The 1,160-nt window shown below is 66.6% G+C and carries 1 protein-coding gene; it reads right to left on the bottom strand.

The genetic code is table 11. The annotated features are described in order from the left end of the window. Positions 1-14: 14 nt before the first annotated feature. Positions 15-1,160 (bottom strand): CaiB/BaiF CoA transferase family protein (locus RBB18_RS23140; protein ID WP_371931695.1); only part of this gene is annotated, 1,146 nt, incomplete at its 5' end.

The raw sequence follows: 1,160 nt of genomic DNA, 5'->3' as shown, positions 1-1,160 counted from the left end.
CAGCACGGCGTCCGTCATGCCACTTTCTCCGCGTCCAGCTCCGCCAGGATCGCGGCGCGATCCCCGTCCAGCCCCGGCGGGCCGCTGCGGATCGTGAACGCGCGCCCGGACATGGAAACGGGCGGGCCGAAGGTCGAAATCTCCGCTCCGGAGGGAAGCTCCGTGCGCTGGACCCAGCCCTGCGCTTCGACCTGCGGGTCGGCCAGCGCTTCGGGATAGGTGTTGATCGGCGCACAGGGCACCCCGGCCGCGCTGAACCGGGCCAGCCATTCCTCCGCGTCTTCCTTGACGAAACGCTCTTCCAGCAACGGCTTCAGCTCCGCCTGGTTGGTCGCCCGGTCCGAGGTGGTCACGAAGCGCGGGTCATCTTTCAGGGCCTCCAGCCCGGTAACGGCGCACACCTTCTCCCAGAGACGGTCATTGCCGGCGGCGATGACGAAATGCGTGTCCCGCGCCGCATAGGCCTCGTACGGAGAGTTGCGCGGATGCGCCGCCCCCAGCTTCCGCGGCACGTTCCCGGTGCCGAAATACTCGGATGTCTGCAACGCGGCGATGCCCAGCGAGCAGCCCAGCATCGAGGCGTCGATATGCGACCCCTGCCCGCTTTGCCGCGCGGCCATCAACGCGGACGCCACGTTGAACGCGCCGTAGAGGCCGGTCGCGAAATCGGCGATGGGCACACCGCACTTGACCGGCGGAACTCCCTCGTGGCCGGTCACGCTCATGATCCCCGAGATCGCCTGCATGGTCACGTCGAACGCGCCCTGCTTCGCCTTGGGGCCGGTCTGACCGAAGGCGGAGATCGAGCAATAGACCAGCGCCGGGTTCCAGGCTTTCGCGGTCTCGTAATCCAGCTTGAGCCGTTCCATGACACCGGGTCGCGAATTCTCGATCACCACGTCGGCGCGCGTGATCAGCGCGCGCGCGGTGTCGTAGTCACCCTGATCCTTCAAATCGAGCGCGATCGATTTCTTGTTCCGATTCAACGACGCGAAGTTCTCCGAGTAGCCGTCGGTGATCGGCGGCCATGCCCGCATGGCATCGCCGGTGGGGGGTTCGATCTTGATGACCTCCGCCCCCATATCCGCCAGAAGCATCCCGCAAAACGGCCCAGCCGCGATCTGGCAAATCTCGACCACGCGAACGCCGGCCAGCGGAAG

This window comes from Roseovarius sp. MMSF_3298 (assembly GCF_030733705.1).
GTDB classification, from domain to species: Bacteria; Pseudomonadota; Alphaproteobacteria; order Rhodobacterales; family Rhodobacteraceae; genus Roseovarius; species Roseovarius confluentis.
The sequence above is the reverse complement of the archived record's forward strand: the minus strand, read 5'-3'. Positions and strand labels throughout refer to the sequence as shown.